At 66.8% G+C, this 24,134-nt stretch carries 26 protein-coding genes and 5 pseudogenes; 16 read left to right on the top strand and 15 right to left on the bottom strand.

All coding sequences use genetic code 11. The features are described 5' to 3' along the window. Positions 1-9: 9 nt before the first annotated feature. The 4 genes from JOD67_RS15920 to JOD67_RS15905 all read right to left on the bottom strand — a co-directional run bounded on the left by JOD67_RS15920 (position 10) and on the right by JOD67_RS15905 (position 3,288). On the bottom strand, positions 10-1,311 hold the full coding sequence (locus JOD67_RS15920; RefSeq protein ID WP_239553871.1) for an ArsB/NhaD family transporter: 1,302 nt from the start codon (positions 1,309-1,311) through the stop codon (positions 10-12). After that, positions 1,308-1,751 carry a CBS domain-containing protein gene (locus JOD67_RS15915; RefSeq protein WP_205118379.1) on the bottom strand — a complete coding sequence of 148 codons (444 nt, stop codon included), beginning with the start codon at positions 1,749-1,751 and terminating at the stop codon, positions 1,308-1,310. The genes JOD67_RS15920 and JOD67_RS15915 overlap by 4 nt, the downstream gene beginning before the upstream one ends. A gap of 218 nt (positions 1,752-1,969) precedes the next feature. After that, positions 1,970-2,200, bottom strand: a complete 231-nt coding sequence (locus tag JOD67_RS42415) for an STAS domain-containing protein (RefSeq protein ID WP_372442365.1) — start codon at positions 2,198-2,200, stop codon at positions 1,970-1,972. Between the two features lie 716 nt (positions 2,201-2,916). Next, positions 2,917-3,288 (bottom strand): YciI family protein, encoded by a 372-nt coding sequence (locus tag JOD67_RS15905; RefSeq protein ID WP_239553870.1) that lies wholly within the window; start codon positions 3,286-3,288, stop codon positions 2,917-2,919. A 657-nt stretch (positions 3,289-3,945) separates the two neighbouring features. Between JOD67_RS15905 and JOD67_RS41205 the strand changes: the two genes are divergently transcribed. Next, positions 3,946-4,080, top strand: a complete 135-nt coding sequence (locus tag JOD67_RS41205; RefSeq protein WP_275577659.1) for a hypothetical protein — start codon at positions 3,946-3,948, stop codon at positions 4,078-4,080. Then, complete coding sequence (locus tag JOD67_RS40180; RefSeq protein WP_307782418.1) at positions 4,056-4,358, top strand: DUF1232 domain-containing protein; 303 nt, start codon at positions 4,056-4,058, stop codon at positions 4,356-4,358. The genes JOD67_RS41205 and JOD67_RS40180 overlap by 25 nt, the downstream gene beginning before the upstream one ends. Positions 4,359-4,972: 614 nt before the next feature. Here the strand turns inward: JOD67_RS40180 and JOD67_RS15895 are convergent. The 3 genes from JOD67_RS15895 to JOD67_RS40170 form a co-directional block, all read right to left on the bottom strand. After that, the gene (locus JOD67_RS15895; protein ID WP_239553869.1) at positions 4,973-5,404 is read right to left on the bottom strand and encodes a CBS domain-containing protein; all 432 of its coding nucleotides are present in this window, start codon (positions 5,402-5,404) and stop codon (positions 4,973-4,975) included. 162 nt (positions 5,405-5,566) lie between these two features. Further along, the gene (locus JOD67_RS42410) at positions 5,567-5,905 is read right to left on the bottom strand and encodes a hypothetical protein (protein WP_372442333.1); all 339 of its coding nucleotides are present in this window, start codon (positions 5,903-5,905) and stop codon (positions 5,567-5,569) included. A gap of 30 nt (positions 5,906-5,935) precedes the next feature. Beyond that, positions 5,936-6,793, bottom strand: a complete 858-nt coding sequence (locus JOD67_RS40170) for a transposase (RefSeq protein WP_307782417.1) — start codon at positions 6,791-6,793, stop codon at positions 5,936-5,938. On the opposite strand from JOD67_RS40170, the pseudogene JOD67_RS42405 reads away from it, so the two are divergent. Further along, positions 6,747-7,088: pseudogene (locus JOD67_RS42405) on the top strand (hypothetical protein); the annotation flags it as partial. The gene JOD67_RS40170 and the pseudogene JOD67_RS42405 sit on opposite strands and share 47 nt — an antisense overlap. A 177-nt stretch (positions 7,089-7,265) precedes the next feature. Here JOD67_RS42405 and JOD67_RS42640 read toward each other — a convergent pair. Then, positions 7,266-7,577 (bottom strand): annotated as a pseudogene (locus JOD67_RS42640) (transposase); the annotation flags it as partial. Between the two features lie 189 nt (positions 7,578-7,766). Between JOD67_RS42640 and JOD67_RS15880 the strand changes: the two are divergent. Then, positions 7,767-8,399 carry a DUF3592 domain-containing protein gene (locus tag JOD67_RS15880; RefSeq protein WP_205118376.1) on the top strand — a complete coding sequence of 211 codons (633 nt, stop codon included), beginning with the start codon at positions 7,767-7,769 and terminating at the stop codon, positions 8,397-8,399. 160 nt (positions 8,400-8,559) lie between these two features. Here the strand turns inward: JOD67_RS15880 and JOD67_RS41195 are convergent, their stop codons facing one another. Continuing rightward, positions 8,560-8,784 carry a LuxR C-terminal-related transcriptional regulator gene (locus JOD67_RS41195; protein WP_205118375.1) on the bottom strand — a complete coding sequence of 75 codons (225 nt, stop codon included), beginning with the start codon at positions 8,782-8,784 and terminating at the stop codon, positions 8,560-8,562. Positions 8,785-8,811: 27 nt separating this feature from the next. Between JOD67_RS41195 and JOD67_RS15870 the strand changes: the two genes are divergently transcribed. Beyond that, complete coding sequence (locus tag JOD67_RS15870; RefSeq protein WP_205118374.1) at positions 8,812-9,000, top strand: hypothetical protein; 189 nt, start codon at positions 8,812-8,814, stop codon at positions 8,998-9,000. Between the two features lie 9 nt (positions 9,001-9,009). Here JOD67_RS15870 and JOD67_RS15865 read toward each other — a convergent pair whose 3' ends face one another. Together JOD67_RS15865 and JOD67_RS15860 are read right to left on the bottom strand one after the other, a co-directional pair. Next, positions 9,010-9,696, bottom strand: a complete 687-nt coding sequence (locus tag JOD67_RS15865; RefSeq protein ID WP_239553866.1) for a potassium channel family protein — start codon at positions 9,694-9,696, stop codon at positions 9,010-9,012. Beyond that, complete coding sequence (locus JOD67_RS15860) at positions 9,689-11,017, bottom strand: TrkH family potassium uptake protein (protein ID WP_307782415.1); 1,329 nt, start codon at positions 11,015-11,017, stop codon at positions 9,689-9,691. The genes JOD67_RS15865 and JOD67_RS15860 overlap by 8 nt, the downstream gene beginning before the upstream one ends. Positions 11,018-11,970: 953 nt before the next feature. On the opposite strand from JOD67_RS15860, the gene JOD67_RS41910 reads away from it, so the two are divergent. From JOD67_RS41910 to JOD67_RS15845, 5 genes are read left to right on the top strand one after another with little or no spacing between them, the layout of a single operon-like run. After that, positions 11,971-12,402, top strand: a complete 432-nt coding sequence (locus JOD67_RS41910; RefSeq protein ID WP_307782414.1) for a winged helix-turn-helix domain-containing protein — start codon at positions 11,971-11,973, stop codon at positions 12,400-12,402. Between the two features lie 24 nt (positions 12,403-12,426). After that, on the top strand, positions 12,427-13,170 hold the full coding sequence (locus JOD67_RS40145; RefSeq protein WP_239553865.1) for a histidine kinase: 744 nt from the start codon (positions 12,427-12,429) through the stop codon (positions 13,168-13,170). Next, the gene (locus tag JOD67_RS40140) at positions 13,131-13,424 is read left to right on the top strand and encodes a hypothetical protein (protein ID WP_307782413.1); all 294 of its coding nucleotides are present in this window, start codon (positions 13,131-13,133) and stop codon (positions 13,422-13,424) included. Before JOD67_RS40145 ends, JOD67_RS40140 begins: the two co-directional genes overlap by 40 nt. After that, positions 13,358-14,971 carry a sensor histidine kinase gene (locus tag JOD67_RS40135; protein ID WP_307782412.1) on the top strand — a complete coding sequence of 538 codons (1,614 nt, stop codon included), beginning with the start codon at positions 13,358-13,360 and terminating at the stop codon, positions 14,969-14,971. Before JOD67_RS40140 ends, JOD67_RS40135 begins: the two co-directional genes overlap by 67 nt. Before the next feature lie 34 nt (positions 14,972-15,005). Continuing rightward, a complete protein-coding gene (locus JOD67_RS15845) occupies positions 15,006-15,233 on the top strand; it encodes a hypothetical protein (protein ID WP_205118373.1) in 228 nt (75 codons plus the stop codon). A gap of 137 nt (positions 15,234-15,370) precedes the next feature. On the opposite strand, the gene JOD67_RS15840 is transcribed toward JOD67_RS15845, so the two are convergent. The 4 genes and pseudogenes from JOD67_RS15840 to JOD67_RS15825 all read right to left on the bottom strand — a co-directional run. After that, entirely contained in the window at positions 15,371-15,547 is a 177-nt protein-coding gene (locus tag JOD67_RS15840; protein WP_205118372.1) for a hypothetical protein, read from the bottom strand. A 412-nt stretch (positions 15,548-15,959) separates the two neighbouring features. Beyond that, positions 15,960-17,114 (bottom strand): acetate/propionate family kinase, encoded by a 1,155-nt coding sequence (locus tag JOD67_RS15835; protein ID WP_205118371.1) that lies wholly within the window; start codon positions 17,112-17,114, stop codon positions 15,960-15,962. Further along, on the bottom strand, positions 17,111-17,515 hold the full coding sequence (locus JOD67_RS41190; RefSeq protein ID WP_275577074.1) for a phosphoketolase family protein: 405 nt from the start codon (positions 17,513-17,515) through the stop codon (positions 17,111-17,113). Before JOD67_RS41190 ends, JOD67_RS15835 begins: the two co-directional genes overlap by 4 nt. Positions 17,516-17,601: 86 nt before the next feature. Beyond that, positions 17,602-19,523, bottom strand: a pseudogene (locus tag JOD67_RS15825) (phosphoketolase family protein); the annotation flags it as partial. Between the two features lie 253 nt (positions 19,524-19,776). On the opposite strand from JOD67_RS15825, the gene JOD67_RS15815 reads away from it, so the two are divergent. The 6 genes and pseudogenes from JOD67_RS15815 to JOD67_RS15790 all read left to right on the top strand — a co-directional run bounded on the left by JOD67_RS15815 (position 19,777) and on the right by JOD67_RS15790 (position 24,063). Continuing rightward, the gene (locus JOD67_RS15815) at positions 19,777-20,235 is read left to right on the top strand and encodes a BON domain-containing protein (protein WP_205118368.1); all 459 of its coding nucleotides are present in this window, start codon (positions 19,777-19,779) and stop codon (positions 20,233-20,235) included. A 144-nt stretch (positions 20,236-20,379) separates the two neighbouring features. After that, positions 20,380-21,365: pseudogene (locus JOD67_RS15810) on the top strand (IS5 family transposase). 162 nt (positions 21,366-21,527) lie between these two features. After that, positions 21,528-22,118, top strand: a pseudogene (locus JOD67_RS15805) (NuoB/complex I 20 kDa subunit family protein). A gap of 798 nt (positions 22,119-22,916) precedes the next feature. Beyond that, on the top strand, positions 22,917-23,198 hold the full coding sequence (locus JOD67_RS15800; protein ID WP_205118367.1) for a CBS domain-containing protein: 282 nt from the start codon (positions 22,917-22,919) through the stop codon (positions 23,196-23,198). After that, positions 23,198-23,347: a CBS domain-containing protein gene (locus JOD67_RS15795; RefSeq protein WP_205118366.1), complete on the top strand. Its 150-nt coding sequence runs from the start codon at positions 23,198-23,200 to the stop codon at positions 23,345-23,347. Before JOD67_RS15800 ends, JOD67_RS15795 begins: the two co-directional genes overlap by 1 nt. A gap of 449 nt (positions 23,348-23,796) precedes the next feature. After that, entirely contained in the window at positions 23,797-24,063 is a 267-nt protein-coding gene (locus tag JOD67_RS15790) for a DUF2171 domain-containing protein (RefSeq protein WP_205118365.1), read from the top strand. The last annotated feature ends 71 nt before the right edge of the window (positions 24,064-24,134 follow it).

Here is a 24,134-nt window from a genome sequence, read left to right as displayed (position 1 = left end):
CAGTACCGGTTACAGGTAGCGCAGCCACAGGTACGGCACGGCGAGGGCGATGGTGATGACGGTGACGATCAGGCCGTAGCGGGTGAACTGCCAGAACGAGATCGGTTTGCCGGCACGTTCGGCGAGGCCGAGAGCGACGACGTTGGCTGAGGCGCCGATCGCAGTGGCGTTGCCGCCGAAGTCGGCGCCGATGGCGAGCGACCACCACAACACCTGGGCACTCTGGTGCCCGCCGGCGTTGGTGACGAGCTCGGCGACGATCGGCGACACGGTCGCCACGTACGGGATGTTGTCCACGATGGCCGACAGGCCGGCCGACGCCCACAGCAGCACCATGCTGGCCAGCCCGAGCCGGCCCTCGACCGCTTCGCTGGCGGCGGTGGCGAGCTGGTCGATCACTCCGGTGGAGACCAGCCCACCGACCATGACGAACAGGCCCGCGAAGAACGCGAGCGTGGGCCACTCCACGTCCTTGACCACCTCGCCCGGTTCCAGCCGGGACAGCGCGAGCAGACCGAGGCCGCCGACGATCGCGATCACCGCGGGCTCGAGGTGCAGGACGGTGTGCAGCACGAACGCGGCGAGCACGAGGCCGAGCACGATCAGGGACACGATCAGCAGCCGCGGGTTGCGGATGGCCTCACGCTCGTTGAGGGTGGCGACCTCGGCGGCCCGGTCGGCGGCTTCCGCGGAGTCGACACGGAAGGCGTCGCGGAACAGCCAGCGGCACAACCCGACATAAACGACTAGGACGACCGCGACTAGCGGTGCCATGTGCACCAGGAAGTCGTTGAAACCGAGGTCCGCGCGGGAGGCGATGATGATGTTCGGCGGATCACCGACGAGGGTGGCCGCGCCGCCGATGTTGGAGGCGAGCACCTCGGCAATGAGGAACGGCGCCGCCGGCACCCCGATGCGGGCACAGACCAGGAACGTCACCGGCGCGACCAGCAGGACCGTGGTGACGTTGTCCAGCGCCGCCGAGGCGACCGCGGTGACCACGACGAGGATCACCATCACCCGGAACGGTTTGCCGCGGGCCTTCTTCGCCGACCAGATCGCCAGGTACTCGAACAGGCCAGTGCGTTTGAGCACCGAGACGATCAGCATCATGCCCAGCAACAGGACGATGACGTTCCAGTCGATCCCCGCATGCTCGGAGAAGAAGGCGTGTTCGGCGTCGGTGATCCCGAGCAGCAGCATCAACGCCGCACCGCCAAGGGCCGCGGCCAGCCGATGGACCCACTCGGTGGCGATCAGCACGTAGGCAGCGGCGAAGATCGCGACCGCGAGCCAGGCCATCGCCGTCATGTCGCGAGCATCCGGTCCAGCAGGGCGTCCAACGTGACCACGCCGGCAAGGGACCGGTCCGCGTCGACGACCGCGACCAGCGGGCAACGTGACCGCGCCATCAACGCGGCGATCTCCAGCGCCGTCGCGGCCGCGTCGACCACCGGCAGCTCGCGGTGCTCCTCCGGCAGACACTCGGCCACGGTCCGTGCCTCGAGCTCGGTCGGGAACAGGTCCGCGTGCGCCTCGTCGACGACCCGCGCCAGCGTCGGATCATCTTGGAAGTAGGCGGGAACGATCATCCGAAGCACCTGCGTACCGGCCAGGATCGTCACCGGGCGGCCGCGGTCGTCGACGACCACGAGGCCTGGAAGGTTTTGGTCGGCGAGCAGACGCGCCGCGTCGATCGCGGGGGTCAACTCGACGACGGGGAATGGTGCAGCCAGATCACCGGCACGCATGGTGGGACCTTCCTGGATCGACAACGACAACAACGCCGCCGACCAGACTTCCCGGCACACCGAAGGCTCACCCTACAGCTATGCGCCGATCCGCTTCACCAGTCCCGTCGCGGGGTGTTCGCGGCGGGCCTCCTCGGCGGGTGCGAACAGCGGGTCAGGGAGACATCGCGGAGTCGAGGTCGGAGAAGACCTCGATCACGGTGTCGAGGTGATGATCGTCAAGAGTCGTCGCATGAATGCGGTGGCGTGGCCAACCGCAGCACGGCGCCAACACCCTGCGCCCAGCGATGAGCCGCCACGAGCACGCCCAGAATGGTGGAGTCGGAGAAATCGAGCGCTTCAAGGTCGAGGACCACGACGGACGGCGAGCCTTCGAGAGTCGTGCTCAGCTGGTCGCGCAGCTGGTGGCGGGGGTCCTGGTATCGACACGGACCTCGGCCTCCGGTCACCACATCGCCCTGGTGAACGGCGCGCTTCAACGTACTACCCCGCGTTCTCGAGGTGGACGATCAGCCGGAACCCCGCAGTCCACCGACGCGAACGGGACATAGTCCTCGTCACGGTCTACCCGAGCCCCGCAGCGGTGAGGGCCTCTCCGTGCGATCGCGTTCAGGCCACCGCCGAGGTCCCCGCCGATGTCACCGCCGCGCCCTCCGCGGGGACGTCATCCACCGACGCGTCGCTCCCATTCGCCGCCACGGTTCTCACCGCCCCTCACCGCTGGACACCCCCGGCGAACACGCCTGCCGCCGCGACCTTCCGACACTCCCGAGTTGGCTCTCGTCACCCTCCGACCAGTACATGGCCTCCCGCCCTGTGTGCCGGCCCTCGTGCACCAGCTCTGTGAGCGTCGTGTAACCCTGGCGCTCCCAGCTCGTCCTGTTCTTGCCTGGCGTGGTTTCCTGGCGACGAGCGCAGTGGCCCGACGTTCGGCGGGTGTGGTGGGTCAGGTCGCGGATGAGATTGAGGGAGCGGCCTGCCCGCCGTGGGTTCGTGCAATTGTCGTGTCGAGCCAGCCTCGTCAGGCAGGAGGGGCCGGCCCCCTTCAGCAACCCTCGGGCCGGCCTCTCCGCGCATCTGATGAGGGCGTACAGAAACGGGGTGCCGGCCTCCCGGGCCTCGATCGCTGGGCCGCGGTGTGGAGAGCAGCAGTCAGGCCTCGGTGTCAGCTGTCGGCGGCACGAAACGGCCGAACCTCGATCGGCTTTCTCGTGGCCGCAGCGGCTTTCGATGCCCACACCAGGGCGGCGTCGAGATCGTCGGCCCGGATGATGTAGAAGCCGCCGAGGTGCTCCTTTCCCTCGGCGAACGGGCCGTCGGTGGTCAACACGTCGCCCTTGGCGACCCGCACTACCGTGGCTGTGCGGGAATCGTGAAGGGCGCCGCCGAAAACCCAGGCATCAGCCGACCTCAGCTCCTCGTTGAGAGCCTCGATGTCACGCCAGGACTTCTCGCGTTCCTCGCTGGACATGGGCTCGCCGGTCTCACCGGCGGACTCATCGCTGTCCTGGTGAAGGGAGAGCAGGTACGTCGTCATCGTGATTCCCTTCGGTTCGTCGCGGCGGGCTGGCGTCCACCGTCTCACCCCTCATACGAGCAAGTCCCCTCCAGATCGACACATCCGCAGTTCGCCGGCGTCGCCATCCGCCCAGCAAGCCGACTGGGCGGACTTGGTGGGTTGAGTGGGACTAGCGGGGCCGCGAGGTCACCGCCCGCCCCGCAGCCGCCCAACTCGCTGGCGGCTGGATCAGTCGACGTTATCGCCGCGATCGCCTCCGCGAACCGGCCAAGTCCCCCTGGCTTCGGCGTATCGTTATGACCGAAGGACCGGAACCCCATGTGCCGGTCCTTCACCATCTAGGGCGGTTCGACAGTGGCTGGCCGCGATCGCCGCCCAAGACTACTTCGACGCCGCAGGCGGGTCCGTCCGAGCCGCGGTTTGAGCAGTGCCGAACTGCGCTCGCCACGTTCGAGGATGACGCCATCGCCGCCGACATCAGCAGCCCCCACCAACCGACCAGCGGGCTGGCTGGCCGACGGCCGCCACGCGACGTCGACGATGTGCACAAGCACGGCGAAGGGACCCCGACCACAGGCTAGACGAGAGGGGACACACGCATGTGGGATCTGCTGATCCGCACCGGATCAGGGTGCGATCGCGGTCGCAGCAGGCTGGGTACTTCTGCTCATCGCCTTGATCCTGGCCCGCCAGAAGGGGCCGCTGCTGAAAGAGGCGTTGCGCATCCTGCCGGACCTGCTGCGGCTGCTCCGCCGGCTGGCCGCCGACCGCGCCTGCCCCGCGGAGTGCGGATCCGGCTCGGCCTGCTGACGGTCTACCTGGCGATCCCGATCGACCTCATCCCCGACTTCATCCCCATTCTCAGCTACGCCATCACCGTCGCCGCGGTACTCCGCGGCATCGTCGAACGCACCGGCCCTGCAGGCCATACGCCGACACTGGCCCGGCACCGACGATGGATTCGCCGCGCTATCCCGACTCACCGGGTTGGCACCGACCAGCGACAACTGAGGAGGCCGCCAGTTATGCCTCCTCGGTCCTGGATAGTGACTGCTTTCGGACCGCCTTGTGAGCCCGATTGCCAGTGAAAATAGCGGAGTTTCGGACTCGCTACGGACTCACTTGGAGGCTGCAACCCGGCCGACTCGGTCCCCCAGGTCGGCGACCTGTCGGTCGCCGCGGTCGCGCAGCCGGATCACGTAGTCCCGGTCGATCCTGACGGGGGGCTCACGGAACTGGGCGCGGAGTTACCAGCCCGAGTCGTCAGGACTGCTCGATTCTGGCCTGGTCGACGTCGGTCCCGGGGCCGACAAAGGGGCTCGGTCGGGGACGGACCTGATTGCTCACGTCCACCACGCCGGAGGCGTCCCAGATGGACCTTTGCCCCAAGACCTGCCTTGAACCGCGTGTCCGAAAGGGCCGCATGGTGACGCAGTCTCGCCGGATGCTCCGCGATCGGCTGCAGTCACTCTTAGGCGACATTCAGGGCGCCATGCATCACCAACCGCGGCGGTCTGGCGTACCGCAACTATGCAGGCCCCGCACCCAGAGGGTGCGGGGCCCGCTTGTTCGCCGCGATGATTCGCCGGCACAGTCGGAGGATACTGCCGTGTCGACCCCGAACCGTGGGTCACACCGAACCAGACGCGGCGAACGGCCTCGCGCTCAAGCCGCAGGGCGGGCTAGAGCGCCGGGGAGGATGTCATTGTGACTCGGAGATTCCTTCGACGACCGCGCCGGTGGCTTGTTCGGGCATCGCGCGGGCGATGTCGGCCTGTGCCAGCATGCCCACCAGTTCGTGGCCGTCGATCACAGGGAGTCGCCGAACTTGATGTTCGGTCATGATGCGCAGCGCGTCCTCGACACCGTCGTCGGCGCCGATTGTCACCGGTTTCCCGTCGGCGAACTGACCGGCTACAGCAGTGGCCGGGTCGCCGCCGTCGGCGAGACAGCGGACCACGATGTCCCGGTCGGTCAGCATGCCTGTAGGCCGGTTGCCTTGACCGCAGATCGGCAGTGCCCCCACATCGAGGTCACGCATCGTGCGGGCCGCCTGGACCAACGTCTCATCCTCGCCAATACATGCCGCGCCCGCTGTCATTAGGTCCTTGACTGTTGTCGGCGCCATCGTCATCGCCGCCCTTTCCGCTTGTGTTCAGGGAGCACACCGCAATGGAACACCGCAGTTGGAGTCCTCTACCCCACAAACCAGCGACGAAGCGTGCCGCAGGGACGGTTAACCACCAATCCACTCCACCCTGCTGGGGTCTCGGCTTGGTGAAGCTCGCGTGGTAGGTCAGCGGCCGGGCGAGTGACAGATGGGGCGGGCCGTTCGACGCCGTCGACGTCGTCGGCCTCGGTCCAGGGCGACGGCGGCAGCGGCGAGTTCCCTGGCTGCACGGTAGGCGAAGACGTCCAAGGCAAGCGCGGCCGGCTGGCTGCCGCCTTGGGCGAGCCGTACCAGCTCACGGGTGTCGTTACTACGCCCGCCGGACAAGCCGAGCAGTCCGGAGCGGCGCTGCAGGCCGTCGGCGAGCTCATCGAGCGACTGGTTTCTTGCGGGAGCAGCGGCTCCACCCGCATACCGGTCACGGTCCGGTGAGATCAACGATCTAGTGCTGGACTCCGCGCACATCGTGCCTCGTTCAGGTAGGCGTTGCATTAGCTACTTCGACCTGAAAAACGCTCGGTTGTCGTGATGGCGGTTGTGGCTGCTGCTCGTGTGGGCTGCTGGTGACTGGTTCGGGTGGGCATGGTTGGGCTCGGTGTGGTTTCTCATGCTGTCAGGGCGCCGATCTTGACCAGGTTGTGGGCGAGTACGCCGTGTCCGCACCAGGTTCGGGCGCCGGTGATGGTGGTGAGTTCGGTGCGGTTCCAGCCGTAGCTGCGTTTGATGTGGTTGATTCGTCCTTCGGATCCGGTTCGCCATTTGACCTTGTCGCGGAAGGCTCGTCGGTGCTCGTCGGTGCTCGACTTCGCGGCGAGCGGCGCCAGATTTCCCCTTGCGGGGAATGGCGACGCTGCGCACGCCGAGGGCGTGTAGGTCGCGTTCGACGCCGGCTTCGCCGTAGCCTCGGTCGGCGGTGACCGCGCGCGGTGCATGGCCGGTGCGGCGGGTGATCCGTTCGATCGCGGGTGCCAGTTGCGGCGCGTCGGCGGGGTTACCTGTCTCGACGTTGTGGTCGAGGATCACCCCGTCGGCGTTGTCGATGATCTGAGCCTTGTAGCCAAACTCCGGCTTGCCCAGACGCCCCTTGCTGATCGGCCGGGCATCCGGATCGTGCAGGCTGACCAGCCGGGTCGCGCTGTCTGGCACCTGGCCGCGCAACCGGGTCCGGGTCTGGGTAACCACTCGACGAGCGCGTTGCACGGTGGTGGTCAGCTCGTCCACTGCGCGGTGCAGCCGACCCCTGGTCTGCCCGCTGGCCCGGCGCAGCGCCCTGCGCGCGTTACGCACGACCGCGTCCGCGTCGCGCATGGCCGCCTCCGCCAGATCCGCCAACTCGCCGGTGATGCGCCGCACCGTGGCCTGGGCTTGTTCACGCTGCTGCGCGCCGCGCAGCCGGAGCTTGCTCGCGATCGATCGTGCCCGTCGTCCCGCAGCCCGGCGCCGATCCCGCAGCCCGGCGCCGATCCCGCGACCGGGTCCGGATCGCGCCACCGGCCGCCTTCACACGCTCCACCGTGCGGGCAATCTTGCCGACCGACTTGGCCAGCAGACCCGAATCGGTCGGATACGCGACATCGGCCTCGACCACGGTCGTGTCGGCGCGGACCTTGTCGGCGCGGACCTTGTCGGCGCGGACCTTGTCGGCGCGGACCTTGTCGGCGCGGACCTTGTCGGCGCGGACCTTGTCGGTGCGCAGCAACTTCGCCGCCACGGCCTTGGCCAGCAACGCCTCGTTCAACCCCGCTACCGCAACATCCCCGCACCGCGTCGTGATCTTCATCAACGTGGTCGGATGCGGCACCCGGATCCCCAACGGGATCCGGCAGAACCGCTGCCACGAGATCGAGTCGCCCACCTCCCGGCACAGCGACTCATACCCAAGCCGGTAACGAAACTTCAAGAATATCAACCCCAGGTAGGTCTCCATCGGGATCGACGGCCGACCGATCCTCGCGTCGAAGAACGGCGCGAACGGCGCGAAGAACACCGCGTCATCGAGCAACGCGTCCACCCGCGCAAGCTCACCCGGCAACACCAGCAGCTCAACCGGCAGGACCGAATCCCACAACGTCGGCTGATCGTTTACAGTTCTCAACACGATGGCCTCGATCCCTTCTAGCCAAGGGTTCGGGGCCATCCTCCCAACCAACAACACCGGACTCAGGCACCGCCACGCGGCGACTTTTTCAGGTCAAAGTAGCTAGCGGGTCGGGCTCGAGGCGAACGCCAGCCACGGCTGGCGTTTCTCAACTAAACTAGTACCTGGTGTGCCGGGAAGACTGGTCGGCGGCGTAGGTCTGGTCGTCGACCCCGAAAGGCCACCAAGATGCGCGTCAATGCCTGGCTTCTTCGCTACCTGTCATCGAGGTGCGCCCCGTCGAGCGAGGCAGCTCGGATCCTCGCCGATCAGGCCAACGTGCCGCCACGGAAGCAACGTGAGTTCATCGTGGTGTCTTCTGGCATCCCCGGACGTCACCGCACAGGCGGCCAACGTCCTCGGCGAGGACCGGGCCTGTTCGCATGGTGGCGGCTTTCCGGCTGGCTCTTACTGGGAGCGGCTGTCCTCCTCGCGATCCTGGCGAACGTCCAATACGACGCCGCCGTCCAGCTGAGCGACCAAGGCATCGTGGCTATGGCAAGAGTCATCGCTGTCGACACCACCGGGCGCGACGCCGGGATCACAGTTGTACTCACAACCCGCGGCGGCGATGTCGTTGAGGGCGAGCTTGGACTCCCCGACGAGACCCCAACCGCCGTAGGCGCGGAGGTCTCTGTTGTGTACGCGCGCGACGACCCCACGCTCATGGAACTGACCGAGGACGGTCCAGACTTCGTCATTCCGTCGATCATCGGCGTCCTCGCACTACTCTTGGCGCTCCTCGCGCCTCCCAGCTTCGCCGGCTGGATCAACTGGCGGCTCGTCCTGGGCCTCGCCCCGTACGACGCATATAGCCTTTAGCCCATCGCCTGGCTGCTTGACGTCTGGTTCCGGCGTCGCGGCCCGTGGCATCGAGGGCTGATGCCGCCGGGCTCACCGGGGCGGTTTCAGTGTCCGCCGGGGATTGGGCGTGGATATCGGTGTTGACACTCAAATCTCACGGCCTTGCCGCCGCCTTGACCTACGGCTCGATCGAGCCGGTTCTGATGGAGTAGCGAGTGAGTTCGAGCCGGTGGCCGAGTACGAGTTTCTGCAGCAGGTTGGCGCAATGGAGTTCTACGGTCTTCGCACCGATGCTGAGGAACTCGGCCATCTCCTTCGCCGAGTGTCCAGCTTTACCCCGTGCCGGCCTCCAGTCCGGGCCGCCAGCTGAGAGGCACCCACATGGAGGGGCCCTTTCGCGCATCCCACGGATTCCGGCACGCTCCGCGGCGTGGACAATGCCGCGACGGTCGTCGGAGATACGGAGGTCGATCGCACGGTCTCGCCCGCGGACGTCGATCGTCGCGTGACGGGCCTGCGCATCGCCTCGGGCACGCTCAGGGCGACCTGTTCAACTCCAGCGGAAGACCATGAAGGCGCGATCAGCGCCGGGTTCCGTCGGATCCGTACCAAGGGCTGACGTGCGCGCTCAGGTCAGGGCAGCGAAGCGCTCGACCAGGTCGGTAGGCCCTGAGACGATCAGGATGTCGCGGCTTCGGATCATGGTCTCCGGGCGTGCGTAGGTGAAGTCGGTGGCGGGTCGTTTCACGCCGACAACGGTGATGCCGTACTTGGTGCGCAGCGCCGCCTGTGCCAGCGTCTTCCCATCCGCCTCGGCCGGTGCGGTTGTCTTGGCGATGGCGAACCCGTCGTCGAACTCGATGAAGTCGATCATCTTGCCCGTGACCAGGTGCGCGACGCGTTCGCCCATCGCGGCCTCCGGGTAGACGACGTGGTGGGCGCCGGTCCGTTCCAGGATGCGACCGTGCTTGCGGGTGATCGCCTTCGCCCAGATCTGCTCGACGCCGACCTCCTCCAAGGCAAGGACTGTCAGGACGCTCGCCTCGATGTCGGTCCCGATACCGACCACGGCGTGCTCGAGGTCACCGACGCCGAGCTGGCGGAGCGCGTTGGCGTCGGTCGAGTCGGCCTCTACGACGTGGGTGAGGCGATCTGACCAAGTCTGTACGAGGTCACGGTTCTCGTCGATCGCCAGGACCTCGTGGCCGAGTCGTACCAGGGACTCGGCGAGAGCGCCGCCGAACCTGCCGAGTCCGATCACCACGACGCCGCCTCGGGGGAGCTTGGCGTTCTCGACGAGTTGTTTCCTAGCCAACGATCAGTCGCTCCTCTGGTAGCCGGTAGAGCCGTCGCCGCTCGCGTAGCGCGAGGGCTGTCGCCACGGTAATAGTGCCGACTCGCCCGACGAACATGAGTATGACCAGAACGAGTTGCGCCCAGTGGTTCAGATCGGTGGTGACGCCCATCGACAGCCCAACCGTGGCAAACGCCGAGATCGACTCGAACAGGACCGCGTCGAACGGATGGTCGGTGAGAAGAAGGAGTGCGAACGTCCCCGCCGCGACCACCCCGACGCCCAGCAAGGCGACCGTCAGCGCCAACCGTTGAACCGAGGCGGCTAGCTGCCGCCGGAACAACGTTACCTCCGGATCACCGCGAATCTCCGCCAGAATGACGAACGCCAGCAGGAAGAACGTCGTCACCTTGATCCCACCCGCCGTCCCCGCGCTGCCACCGCCGATGAACATCAGGACATCGGTCAGAGCGAGCGTCTCGGGGCGCAGAGCCGCATAGTCGAGGCTGTTGAACCCCGCAGTCCGAGGCGAGACGCCCTGGAAGAACGAGGCGAGCACTTTTCCCGATACGTCCAGCGCTCCCAGTGACTTCGAGTTGGTCCACTCCAGCAGCAAGTACGCCACCCACCCTGTCACGACCAACACGGCCGACCCCAGCAAGGTCAGCTTGACGTGGACCGACCAATGCGCCGGGCGCCGCCACCCTCGACGCAGCTCGTACAGGACCGGGAAGCCTAGGCCACCGAGCATGAACGCGACCGCGATCGGCAGGCAGATCCACCCGTCCGACACGAAGCCGGTCAGATTCGCGGAGTAGAGGCTGAAGCCCGCGTTGTTGAACGCCGATACCGCGTGGAAAACCGCCTGCCAGAGCGCCTCGCCGAGCCCGTCGTAGTAGGCGAGGCGGAACCGTACGGTCAAGATGGCCGCCACGATGGCCTCGACCGTGAGCATTACCATCCCGACCCAGAGCAGGAGGCGGCGCACGTCTCCGAGCACCAGCGAGTGGGTCTCCGCCTGCGCGACCAGCCGAGAACGTAGCCCCAGCCTCCGGTTGACCAGCAGGCCAAGGAGACTGGCCAACGTCATGATGCCGAAACCGCCCGCCTGGATGAGCATCATGATCACCACATGACCGAACGTCGACCAGTGGGCCTGGGTGTCTACGACAGCCAGACCCGTCACACACGTCGCCGAGGTCGCGGTGAACAGTGCCGTCACGAACGAGGCTGGCTGGTCGGTGGCAGAGACGGGCAGCATCAACAGGACCGTTCCTGCCACGATCACCGCGAGGAACGCCAGCGGAACAAGCCTCGCCGGATGTCGCAGCTCACGTCTCACAGACCCGATCCTGCCCGATCCGAGCCGATCAGCGAACGAATGTCACCGGGGAGTCGTACGCGGGCCGCGGCGAGCTGACGGGCGGCGAGGTACCGCTGCTGATCGTTACTCGTCCGGTGAACGTGTTCGGTTGGACCCTTCTAGGAAGTCCACCAGGAGACGACACGGCCCCTGCTCCTCCCGGTGAGCCATCGGGAAGGGTCGATGGCGGCATCCACTTCATCGTCCAGGGCTTCGATGCGCTCGGAGGATTCGTCGGGGGCTTGGCCTTGCGGCGCTCGTGGGACCACACCAGCAATCGGAACCCTCCTCGGGACTGCCTGGCTTACCATCCACGGGCGTCGTGCTGGAATTCAGCGCGATCGCGTTCGTCGCATTGCATGTGCCGCAGCGATGGACTCTTGGGCCCTGGGCCTGGCGGGACAGGTGAGCGGACTCGTGATGGCCGTCGTTTCGGCGGTCGGACTGGGGTGTGCTGCTGGTCAGCTCCGTATGGCGCCTAGCACGCCGGCGTGCTAGGCACACCAACGAGGTGTCCGGAACGGGACCGGCTAGTCGGCCTGGACGATCTACCATATCGTCCGGGGCGGCAGGCTCTGGCGGGTGCAGCGGGTTGTCCAGGTTGTCGAAGTCGGCTCCGGCAACCAGGAGGGGCTCATGACGCGTTAAGGCGCCCGGTGGCGGCGTTATGGCTCCGTTAGGGGCCCACGCGGCTAAAGGAGCTCTGCCTACCGTCGCGTCGTCCTGCTTGGGCTCTGGGTGTTCATTGAGGCTGCGACGGGATAACCCGCCGGGGCAGCGGCCTGGGAAACAGCCCATGCGCCGCACAATGTGGACAAAATTCGCATAACTGCTCGAAGTGGAAACTAGCGTGGGCTGACGTCCTGTTCGTCGCCTTGACGGTCGTCGCGTTCGGACCCATCGCCCCTTGTCCTGCGAGGGGCGGCGAAGCTGTGAGCGCCGGGAACATCGTCGGACTCGTCCTCGGCATCCTTCTCGTCGGCTACCTGGTGGTGGCTCTGATCAGACCGTTGCCGGCCCGAGTGCGGGCTACCGTCCGACGTGCTGAACCGTCAGGCGCCGAGGCAGTGATCGAGACCGCCTCGTTCACCGTGGACTTGGCGGCCAAGCGCGTAACCCGCGAGGGAGTCGACGTCCAGCTCACTCCCACGAAGCTCCACGTTCTGGAGGTCCTGGTCCGAACTCCTGGATGGCTGATCGGGCAGCACCAGTTGCTCCATGAGGTGTGGGGTCCAGGCTGCGCGACAGAGACCAACCATCTACGCGTCTACCTGGCCCAGCTGCGACACAAGCTCGAACCTGATCCGGCCCGCTCACGTCACCTCGTCACAGAGCCCTGCATGGGCTACCGCTTCGAGCCCTAGCGGGACAGGTCGACAATGTAGGACATGGGACGCGGCCGGCTGATCGTCTACCTCGGCGCCGCACAGGGTGTCGGCAAGACTTGGGCGATGCTCAATGAGGGGCATCGGCGTGCCGGGCGCGGCTCCGACGTAGTCATCGGCGTCGTCGAGTCGCACGACCGACCGTTGACGCAGCGGATGGCCGAGGGACTCGAGACTGTCCCGCGCCAAGAGATCGTCGACTGCGAACGCGCGTTTACCGAGATGGATATCGACGCGACCTTGCAGCGGCATCCGACGGTGGCTCTTGTCGACGAGCTCGCCCACACTAACGTCCCAGGCGCGCGGAACGAGAAGCGCTGGCAGGATGTCGAGGAGCTGCTCAACGCTGGGATCAATGTGATCACGACCGTCAACATCCAGCACTTGGAGTCCCTCAACCAGGTTGTGGAGTCGATCACCGGCATCAAACAACGCGAGACGATTCCGGACGCGGTCGTGCGGCGGGCAGATCAGGTCGAACTGATCGACATGTCTCCGGAGGCGTTGCGCCGCCGGCTCGCGCACGGAAACGTCTACCCGCCCGAGAGGATCGACGCCGCGCTGGCGAACTACTTCCGCGCCGGCAATCTCACAGCCCTACGGGAGCTCGCCCTGCTTTGGGTGGCTGATCGGGTCGATGAAGTCATGGAGAAGTACCGGCAAGCTCACGACATCGATGCCACCTGGCCAACCCGGGAGCGCGCGTCGTGGTCGCCATCACAGGCGGCCCCGAAGGCGAGACCGTGATCCGGCGCGCAGCAAGGATTGCCGCTCGCGGCGCGGGCGCCGAGCTGCTCGCTGTTCACGTCACCCGCTCGAATGGGCTGACCGGGGCATCGCCCAGAACCTCGGCGGCACTTACCACCACGTCGTCGGTGACGATGTCCCTGACGCGCTTCTGGACTTCGCGCGTGGAGTCAACGCCGCCCAACTCGTGCTGGGCAGCAGCCGGCGACGTATATGGCGACAGTGCTTCCGTCGTGGTGTCGCGTCGATCGTGACTCCGTTGTCGGGCGACTTCGACGTGCACATCGTCACCCACGAGGAGGTTCGGAAGGGCCGATTCCCGGCGAGGCGGCGGGTTCTCAGCCGCCGGCGCCTGGTGGCGAGCTGGCTGCTCGCGGTAGTCGGTCAGCCGGTCCTTGCCATCGCTCTGGCGAACACCCGAGACGCCCACGAGCTGCCGACAGAGATGCTGCTGTTCCTCACGCTCACGGTCGGCGTCGCTCTCCTCGGCGGCATTGTGCCATCGTTGATCGCAGCCATTCTCGGGGCGGTGCTGCTGAACTTCTTCTTCACCGACCCGCTGCACACGTTACGGATTTCCGATCCGGAGAACCTCGTTGCCATCGTTCTCTTTCCGGTCTTTGCGGTCGCCGTCGCGTCGGTCGTGGACCTCGCGGCTCGCCGCGCAACCGACGCGGCTCAATCCCGTACCGAGGCCGACGTACTCACCAACCTGGCGGCATCAGTTCTGCGCGGTGAGCGAGGACTCCAGCCCCTCCTCGAGCAGATCCGCGAGACCTTCGCCACAACGTCCGTTTCGCTGCTGGAGCGGGACGATGGGCGCTGGCGATGCGTCGCCAGCTCCGGAAACGACCCTGCCGAACGGCCCAACGATGCCGACGCCGACGTACCTGTCAACGACAACGTAGTTCTCGCCCTCCGTGGACGCGTCCTCGCAGCGACCGACCGGCGGATACTCGAAACCGCCGCCGAACACGCGGTTGCCGCGCTGGAACGGCAGCGGTTGACCGACGAAGTCCGTACGGCGCGCCGATTCGCCGAATCCAACCGCATTCGGACCGCCTTGCTCGCTGCCGTGTCCCACGACCTGCGGACACCGGTGGCCGCCATCAAGGCGGCGGTCAGCACGTTGCGTGAACCGGATCTCGAACTCCCGGACGTGGACAGTCGCGCTCTGCTCGCCGACATCGAGGACTCGGCCGACCGGTTGGACAGCTTGGTAGCCAACCTCCTGGACATGAGCCGCGTCCAAACCGGCTCGGTTACTCCGCTTCTTCGGGACATGACCGTCGACGAGATCGTCGGCGCGGCGCTGCTCACCCTCTCCGACCATCAGGTCGAGATAGCTCTATCCGAGGACCTCCCCTCGGTGCACGTCGATCCCGGCCTCGTCGAACGCAGTGTCGCGAGCATCGTCGTGAACGCGATCCGCCACAACCGTGGAGCAAAGCCGGTCGCGATCACGGCGAGTGTGCTGCACGACATTGTCGAAGTGCGTGTCGTCGACCACGGTCCTGGCGTCCCGGATGACCATAAGGAACGCATCTTCGAGCCGTTCCAACGACTCGGCGATGTTCCTGCGGGAAACGGAGTGGGCCTTGGGTTGGCCGTCGCCCGAGGATTCGCCGAGATCATCGGCGGTGGTCTCCACGCCGAAGACACCCCCGGCGGTGGACTGACGATGGTCCTCAGTCTCCCGGCTGCCGACACGGCCGAGTCCGTCGCCGTCGTCGCCGTCGACGCCGACGACGCCGACGCCGACGCCGACGCCGACGCCGACGCCGCAGGGACGATCACATGAGCCCTGCACAGACCAGCCGAGGGACGAGGTGACCGTGGGGTCGACTGTGGCAACGATCTTCCTGGGGCCGGTCGCGGTCATCGTCATCTTCCTTGCCATCGAGATGGGCACGGCGTTGCTCGCCTGGACAAGCAGGCAGGCTCTCCTGCAGACGCGCAGCGAACCACGGCACGGACACGAACCGCGTCGGGCTCTGACCACCCCGCCTGCCGCCACCAGCGACCGCGCTCGGCGGATCCACCGGACCGGCGGCAGGCCGTGAGCGGAGACCCGTGGTACGGACGGTGAATGAGGCGGACAGGCCTTGTTGGAGGCGGTCGTTGACCGGATGTTTCACATCTTGGCTTTGCACCTCGCCGAGATGGTGGGCTCGACGAGCGGTCGCGCCGCAGAGGCCTTTCAAGCGCTCTTGGGTGCGGTCGGGCTGGCGACGACCCGGCGGGCCTGTCGAGCGGCTTGCCGGGCGGCGACCGTGATCGCGACGAACATCGCGTGGCAGATCACGACCAGCGCGACCAGAGCGGAGGCCAGCAGCGGGCCGCCGATGGCACCGGCGTTGTCGCCGGCGCGTTCCACCCGAACGCACGCCCGTACGCCGACCGCGGCACGAAAGGTGCCAGCAACGCATCCCGAGCCCGGGGATCGCAGGCCCCGCCCACGCCAAGGCCCGCAGCCCGGCACCTTGCCACTCCGTCATGGCGAACCCCCAGGGCACCGGTCGCGAGCGGCGCCAAGGCAGCTACCAGAGGCGAGCCGGGCCCGCCGGACCGGGTCGTTGGCCAGCGGCCCGCCGGCCAGTTTCGCCAACCCGCTAGCGCGTCGGTGGGTGCCTTCGATCGCACCGAGCGCGGCCAGGCCGGCATGCAAGGTGGAGGTTGGGAGCTCGGCAGAACCGAGGTGGCGATCTCGTGGCTGGCGTCGGAGAAGAAGCTGACCAAACCGACGCTGACCCCCTCTGGTCAGCCACCGGCCCCGGACCTGGGCGCGATCATTCCTCACCTCGTCCGCTCGTGGTGTGGGTGAGGACGTTCGTGACCTCTCGGGCGATCTGGCATATTTCGCCGGTGAGGACGGTCATGACCGGAACTGAGGCGTCGGCCGGGCTCACGATGGCGTCTTTGTCGACCACCGGCGCCAGTCCGTGGGCGGATACGCCGAGCACGGCGAGTGCCGCGCAGATGGATGCCCGTACCTCTGGTTGGTCGGCTCCGATCTCGCCAGTGAAGACGATGCCGTCTATCCGGTCCAGGGCGACGGCGGCAGCGGCGAGTTCCCTGGCTGCACGGTAGGCGAACACGTCCAAGGCAAGCGCGGCCGGTTGGCAGCCGCCTTGGGCGAGCCGTACCAGCTCACGGGTGTCGTTACTACGCCCGCCGGACAAGCCGAGCAGTCCGGAGCGGCGCTGCAGGCCGTCGGCGAGCTCGTCTAGCGACTGGTAGCCCTGCTGCAGAAGCCACAGCAGCATGCCGGGGTCGACCGAGCCGGCCCGAGTGCCCATGACCAACCCTTCCAGCGGCGTGAAGCCCATCGAGGTGTCCACGCTCCGGCCGCCGCGGACCGCGCACACCGAGGCGCCGTTGCCGAGGTGGGCAAGCAGCAGCCGCAGCTCGTTCGCGGGCTGCCCGAGCAGGGTGGCGGCGCGGTCCATCGCCCAGGCGTAGGACAGACCGTGGAAGCCGTAGCGGCGCAGTCCCCACGCGTTCCGCCATTCCGCCGGCAACGCGTAGGTCGCGGCGACGTCAGGGAGCTGGGCGTGGAACGCGGTGTCGACACACGCCACGTGCGGTAGGTCGGCAAAGACCTCGCGGGCGAGGTCCATTGCCCGCAGCGCCGGTGGGACGTGCAACGGTGCTAGGGAGGACGCCTCGTCCAGTGCCCGACGTACAGCGTCGTCGACGATCGTCGTCTCGCGTACCCGGTCGCCGCCATGTACCAGGCGATGGCCGACTGCCCGCGGCTGGGACTCTCCGTCATTGAGGTCGCTGGCGAGTTCCTGTAGGCCATTGCGGATCGCCGGCTCGTCGTCGGGCGCCGGCAGGTCGCGGGTCCGGCCCACCGTCCCGTCAGCGCCGACGAGAGCCAGGTGCAAGCTGCTGGACCCGGCGTCGACCACCAGCACGGCCGACTCACTACCGTCACTCACCCTGTCCACCGCCACTCACGGATCGTCTCGGGATCAGTTCCGGTTCGCAGGATCTCCTCACGGCTGGCCATGATGCGCCGCTCGTAGTCGTCGGCCAGCGCGTCAATGTCGGCGCCAGCGTCGGTGTGGTCGGTGTTGACAGTGCGGCCGATTGAGTGGCGAACCCGGTCGGGTAGACGGCGCAGCGCCTCGGCGGCGAGGTGGTAGCGCGTCACTTGGTTGGCAATGAGCAGGTCGAACGGCGTGGTTGTGGTGCCCTCTTCGATGTAGCCGCGCACGTGGAACCGGTCTGGGCGGGGGCGTCCGTGCAGGAGTTGGTGGATCGCCGCCGGGTAGCCGTGGAAGTCGAACACCACCTCGGTGTCGTCGCCGAAGCAGCGGCGGAACCCCTCCTCGGCCATCCCGTGCGGGTGAAGCTTCGGGAGCGGTCGACGACGTTGACGACGGCGAACGCGAGGTCGGGCACATCGGCTCGCAGCAGCTGGGCCGCGGCGAGCGTCTCGATCGTCGGCACACCCCCGGCGCACGCCAGCACCACGTCGGCCGACTCGCCATCGGCGACTGTGCCGGCCCAGCCCCAGGGTGCGGCTCCGGCCTCGCAATGCCGCCGGGCGGCGGTCAGATCGAGCCATACCGGCGCGGGATGCTTGCTCGCGACGACCGCGTTGATCCGGTTAGTGCTTTGCAGGCAGTGCTCCATCGTGACCAGCAGGGTCGACGCGTCCGGCGGGAGATAGATCCGCGCGACCGAGCCCTTCTTGGTGAGCAACTGGTTGAGAAAACCCGGCCCTTGGTGGCTATAGCCATTGTGTTCTTGCTGCCAGCCCTCGCTGGTCAGCAGGTATGTCAGGCTCGAGACCGGCGCGCGCCATGGCACCTCGCCGGCCATCTTGAGGAACTTGGCGTACTGGTTCACCATGCCGTCGACGATCTGCACGAACGCCTCGTAGCACGGGAACAGCCCGTGTCGCCCGGTCAGCAGGTAGCCCTGCAGCCAGCCCTGGCAGTCGTGCTCGCTGAGCTTCTCCATCACCCGGCCACCCGGCGCGACATGCTCGGCATAGAGGTCGACCGGCCAGGCGTAGGCCCGCGGGCTGGCCGACAGCACCGCGCCGAGCTTGTTCGACTCCAGCTCGTCGGGGCACACGATCCGGAAGTCGCGGCGTTCCTCGGTCGCCCGCATCACCGCGGCCAGCCACTCCCCGAGGGGGCCGGTGGGGCTGGCATCGCTTTGCCCTGGCGTCGGCGAGGGCGGGGCGAACGGCTCCAGCGACGGTAGCAGCAGTGGCACCCGCAGGCGGCCGCCGTTCGCAGCGGGCTGGGCGCCCAGACGCTGGTCACCCACGGGGCAGCAGGCCAGGATGTCGGCGGCCGGTCGACCGTCTGCGTCGAACAGTTCCTCCGGCCGGTACGAGCGCAGCCACCGCTCCAGCGCGGCGAGCTGTTCGGGATCGTCGTGCACGTTCGGTGCCGGCACCTGATGGGCGTAGAAGGTGCCCGTCACCGGATGCCTGTCGAGGTCGTCGATGCCGCCCCACCCCTTCGGGCTCTTCACCACCAACATCGGCCACGCCGGACGCTGTCGTGGCCGGCTCGAACGTGCGTCGTCCTGGATGCCGCGGATCTCGGTATACGCGTCGCCCAGCGCGGCGGCGAGCGCGGCGTCAGGATCGCCGGCAGCCGCACGACCGGTCGTCTCGACGTCGAGCAGGATCGGGCGCCACCCGTAGCCGCGGAACAACGCCGTCAGCTCGCTGTCGGTCATCGTCGCGAAGAGTGTCGGCGAGGCGATCTTGTAGCGGTTGAGGTGCAGGATTGGCAGTACCGCGCCCGAGGTGGCTGGGTCGAGGTGCTTCGTGCCGTGCCAGGCCGTCGCTGTCGGGCCGGTCTCGGCTTCGCCGTCGCCGACCACGCAGGCGACCAGCCGGTCGGGGGCGTCGAACGCCGCGCCGAACGCCGTCGCGAGCGCGTAGCCCAGCTCACCACCCTCGTGGATGACGCCTGGCACCGCCGGCGACAAGTGACTGGGGAAGCCGCCGGGCACAGAGAAACGGCGAACCAACTCCACGAGCCCTGCGCCGTCACGAGACAGAGCCGGATCGTTGTCGGCGTGGCTACCTTCAAGCCACAGGTTGGCGTGGTTGGCGGGTGCGCCGTGGCCGGGCCCGGTGACCAGCAGCACCTGTTGATCGGTGTGGCGGATGAGCCCGTTCAGACCGGAATAGACAAACGTGATCCCCGGACAGGTCCCCAGTGGCCCAGCAACGCCGGCTTGAGATGCTCAGGATGCAGCCGCTCCCGTAACAACACGTTGTGACGCAGATAGATCTGCGCCGCTGCCAGGTAATCCGCCGCCCGCCGATAGCGTCGCAACGCAGCAGTAGCCTCGACTGCTCCCGCCCCGGTCACTGAGACCTCACCCGCATCGAGCTACTGGCCCGCCGTTTCACTCGTGCCAGAGTGGTATCGGTTGACATGGCTTCCTCCAAGCCGGGTTCTGTGTCCTGCGCGTCATATCGTGCGAGGTGGTCTTAGGCACCATTCCCCTTTCTCAGTGGCCATACCGACGCCATCAGTAGCCGGGCGAAATGGCCGGTGTTGATTGGCCTGGTGGGGGTAGAGGGACGTTTCGCGTATCGATAGCCCTCTGAGGAGGTGCCTCATGCTGGGACCCGATGATCGTCGTCGAGAGGAGCAAGCCGGACAAGCCGGGCAAGGACGGATGGATCCGGCGACGGGGTTTTCTCCGGGTTTTCCTCCGGTGTCGCCGTGGAGCTATCCGGGCGACCGCTACTACTACCCGTGGTGGGGGGACGGGTTCCCCGGAGGCGATCGGGAGCCCTCCGACGGAGAAATCAAGTCGACGGTGGTGGAGCGGTTGAAACAGAACCCGCACACCAAGGACGACACGATCAAGGTCGATGTGAAGCAGCGCGTAGTGGTTCTTGGTGGTGACGTGTCGTCGTGGCTTGCCAAACGCGCCGCTGGGGACGATGCCTGGGACACCCCCGGTGTGGTGGACGTGAGCAACCAGCTCCGACCGCCCACCGACCTCCCGACCAGCCCCGCGACCGATGCCGACCCGGACCGAGCCGAGCTGATGGTCCCAGGCGACGGCTGACGACGCTGTCCCAGTAGCTACGCCGAGCACTACCGAGCATCACCGAACACCGGCCGCAAGGTTAGGGATGTGCTGATTTTCTCGGTAGTCCGGTGCGGTGTGTGGCTCGTCGGCGTGGGACCACGAAATGCTTGGGGTGTGGACATCGAGCAGCCCAGCTTCACCGACATCGAGTACGGCAACCGGCGACGGGTCTCCCGCCGGGAGCAGTTCTTGGAGACGATGAACGCCGCGATCCCGTGGGTGTGGTGGGTGGAGTTGATCGAGCCCTACTACTACTCCGACAGGCCGGGGAAGCGCGGTCGTAAGGCCAAGCCGATCGAGACGATGCTGCGGATGTACCTGCTGCAGGTGTGGTTCTCGCTTTCTGATGAGGGCGTGGAGGAGGCGATCTACGACTCCTATGCGATGCGCAGGTTCATGGGCCTGGACTTCGCTGTGGAGCAGGTTCCCGACGCGACCACGCTGCTGCACTTCCGCCGCCTGCTCGAAGAGCACCGGTTGGGTGAGAAGCTGTTTGAGTCCCAGAACCAGATCTTCGATGAGCAGGGCTGGATCATGCGTGGGGGCAGCATCGTGGACGCCACGATCATCGCCGCGCCGTCGTCGCGCCGTCGTCGACGAAGAACGCCACCGGGCAGCGGGATCCGGAGATGCACCAGACGAAGAAGGGCAACCAGTGGTACTTCGGGATGAAGGCCCACATCGGCTCGGACGCGGGCACCGGGTATGTCCACTCGTTGACTGCGACAGCTGCGAACGTCCATGACCTGGACGAGACGGCCAACCTGGTGCGTGACGATGACGAGTTCGTCTGCACAGACGCCGGATATCAGGGCGTGGAGAAGCGACCCGAGATCGTTGCCGATGAGCATCTGTCGAAGGTCGAGTGGCGAGTTGCGGCGCGCAAGGGCGTGTTGAAGACCATGACCGAGCACGACCGGGCGATCGAGACCCGCAAGGCGTCGGTGCGGGCCAAGGTCGAGCATCCGTTTCTGATCGTCAAACGCGACTTCGGGTTCACCAAGACCCGCTTGCGCGGGATCGCGAAGAACCTCAACCACCTCCACGTGCTGTTCGCATCGGCGAACTGGCTGATGCACGCCAGAGCCGTCACCCTCGCGCGGTGACGGCCCGGCGGCAGCCTGCCCGAAACCACCCAGCAGGGCACGAACCGGGGCCCAGCAGGCGGGGTAAAGCGGACTCCACGGCGCTGCGACCGCCCCTCACGGTCGACCGGGGCCGGGCACGCCGAGGATGGCGCTTTGATCAGCGCATCCTTAGGTGAGGCCGTGGGCATTGAGGAGCGATCGCCGACCGGATTGTTGCTTACCACTGTGGAGGATCTGGTCGGCTACTTCCGGAAGGCGTCGGTGTGGCCGGCGACGTTCGGGTTGGCGTGCTGCGCGATCGAGATGATGACCATGGGCGCTCCCGCTACGACAGCGCACGCTTCGGCATGGAGGTGTTCCGGGCGTCCCCGCGGCAGGCTGACCTGATGATCGTCGCCGGTCGGGTCAGCCAGAGGATGGCACCGGTGTTGCGGGCAGATCTATGACCAGATGCCGCAGCCGAAATGGGTGCTGGCGATGGGGTTGTGCGCATCCACCGGCGGGATGTTCAACAACTACGCCGTCGTCCAGGGTGTCGACCACATAGTCCCGGTGGATATGTATCTGGCCGGCTGCCCACCGCGCCCGGAGATGCTGCTGGACTCCATCATCAAACTGCACGAGAAGATCCAAGACCGCCAAGCGCGGGGGCAACAAGACACGGCCGACACCGAACGCGAACACATCGCACTCCATCTACCGATTCAGCCGTCCGCACCGATGCCCGCACGAGACGAACACCCGGCAGGGCGAACCCGGGGAACGGGATGAGGGTCGCTCGAGATCAGGTGATCCAGGTGCTTGCGCGACCGCGGGGAACACGACGACATCGACGACGACAACGGCGTCGAACTGGTCGACTGTGACTAGGCCCGGGCGGTTCGTCTGCATAACGTCTACCCGCGCGACAGCGAAGGCAGGTAGCCGCGGGAGGTGGGATGGGCCCGACCGCGTCGGGCTCACATCCCGCCAGGCACGAATCAGTGAGTCTCCTCTGGCGAGATTCAGATAGCGCCATCAACTTTGTGGTTGGGCTTTCTCCTTGCGGGTAGCGATCTGTTTGAGGAGATCCGATCTGAGGAGGCGCACAATGCGCACTCTCGACGACCGTATGGATAAGCGTGTGAGGACGCGGATGCCCGCGCAGTCCGGCCAACCCGAGGCCAGCCGGCGGGATGTTGCCAACAGTGGGACATTGCTCGTGGCGTTCCAACACCTGGGAGATGGCGTAGAGGAGCTCCGGGCCTTACGGCGTGTGTGCGTGACGAGTCAGCACCCGCCGGCACCCCACTCTGAAGGTGATCTTGATGGTAGGTCCTGAGGATCATCGCCGTGAGGAGTAGTCCGCCCGCGCTGGTGGGGTGAGGTCTCGTCGTGGCTGGCCAAACGTGCCGCCGGCGACGACGCCTGGGACACCCCGGCGTGGTCGACGTCAGCAACCAGCTCAAGCCCCACACACGGCCGGCGCTCTCGCGCACCGACATGCCCAGCCTGTCCGAGGCCATACACGAATAGGCCGGTGGACAGGCCACGCACAACCAAACTCGAGCCATCCAGAAGGGTCCTTCGATGACCGTGCAGACTGTTGGCGACGTCATGACCGCCGAGCCGGTGAGGGTGCCGTCGACCGCGACCAGTACAGAGGCCGCCCGAAAGTTGCGAGACCACAACATTGGCGATGTCCTCGTCGTGGACGACGAAGCCCTCCGCGGCATCATCACCGACCGCGACCTGGCGGTCCGGATCATCGCCGAGGGGCGCGACCCAGACGCCACCATCGTCGGCGAGGTGTGTTCGTCCGAGGTCGTCACCGTCACCCGGCCACGCTGGCCGTCGATGCGGTCACCCTGATGCGTCGACACGCCCTGCGGCGCATCCCCGTACTGGCCGACGACAGCCGCCTCGCCGGCATCGTCTCCATCTCCATCGGAGACCTCGCCGTGGAGAACGATCCCGAGTCCGCGCTGGCCGACATCAGCGCCGCCTCACCCAACGCGTAAGCCCACTCGATCCAGGCAGCAATTCAGGTTCGGAGGTGCCGTACGATGCCGCAACAGCGATGGAGCAAGAAGCGGGAACGGCAGTATCAGCACATCAAGGCCAGCGAGAAGGACCGGGGCCGTTCGGAGGACCGGGCCGAGGAGATCGCGGCGCGGACCGTGAACAAGGAACGAGCTCGCTCCGGCGAATCGACACAGGCGAGCCGGGCCTCCACTGAGGGGCCGTCCTCAGGCCGTCGAGGCGGCGAGCGCTCAGGTAGGGACCCGGGTGGCCGGACCAGGGACCAGCTATATGCCGACGCCAAACGCCAAGGCATCAAAGGACGCTCGAAGATGACCAAGGCCGAGTTGCAGCGAGCCGTCCAACGCTGATCACCAATGCTGATCACCAAACGCTGCGAAGTGATGATCACCAGCGCATGATCGCCACGACGTAACGGAGGAATGGGATGACTGCGCTACCGGGTACAGACCCTGGCCCGATCGGCCGGGTATACGACGGCATGGCCGTCATGGATGCTGCACACGAGAGCGTGGGCACGGTCGACCAGGTGAAGATGGGTGACCCAGGTGCGGCCACCGAACAGGGCCAGACGAATCAGAAACCGAGCCTGTTCGCCCGCGACCTCTATGCCGCCGCCGATCAGATCGGCCACGTCGACAGCGGCACCGTTCATCTGAGCGTCGTCAAGCACGAATTGGTCACCGCGCGGTGACCCAGACACGGACGACCTGCTATTGGTATTACTCGGCCCGCCCTGGATCATCGCCTGCGAAAGGGGACATC

This window comes from Tenggerimyces flavus (assembly GCF_016907715.1).
Taxonomy (GTDB): domain Bacteria; phylum Actinomycetota; class Actinomycetes; order Propionibacteriales; family Actinopolymorphaceae; genus Tenggerimyces; species Tenggerimyces flavus.
The sequence above is the reverse complement of the archived record's forward strand: the minus strand, read 5'-3'. Positions and strand labels throughout refer to the sequence as shown.